Consider the following 566-nt stretch of genomic DNA (forward strand, 5'->3'; position numbering starts at 1 on the left):
GTCGTGGTGCAGGTCAATGTGCGCGGCCGCGATCTCGGCGGGTTCGTGACCGAGGCGCAGGACAAGATCGGCAAGCTCGATCTTCCGCCCGGTATGTACACCGCCTGGGGCGGGACGTTCGAGAGTCTGCAATCAGCGCGGCTGCGCTTGCTGATCGTTGTGCCCATCTGCTTCGTCGCCATCTATGCATTGCTTTATCTGGCACTCGGCGGGTTCATTCCGGCGGCCATCGTCTTCAGCGCGGTCCCGATGGCGCTCGCAGGCGGCGTGTTCGCGCTATTGCTGCGTGGCATACCGTTCTCGATCACCGCAGCCGTCGGGTTCATCGCGCTGTCCGGCGTCGCAGTGCTCAACGGTCTCGTGATGATGAGCGCGATCCGCACACACCGCGAGGATGGTGCCGCTGACGAAGATGCGATCATCGAAGGTGCCATGGAACGAGTGCGGCCCGTGCTGATGACGGCATTGGTCGCGAGCTTGGGCTTCGTGCCGATGGCGCTGGCGACCGGCACCGGTGCTGAAGTCCAGCGGCCGCTGGCGACGGCGGTGATCGGCGGGCTCGTGAC

General features: G+C 65.2%; 1 protein-coding gene. It reads left to right on the forward strand.

Annotated elements, in window-relative coordinates; genetic code table 11:
• Positions 1-566 (forward strand): efflux RND transporter permease subunit (locus AACY49_RS30090; RefSeq protein WP_339527879.1); only part of this gene is annotated, 566 nt, incomplete at both ends.

The organism is Pseudomonas sp. EL_65y_Pfl2_R96, assembly GCF_963970905.1.
In the GTDB taxonomy this organism is placed as follows: Bacteria; Pseudomonadota; Gammaproteobacteria; order Pseudomonadales; family Pseudomonadaceae; genus Aquipseudomonas.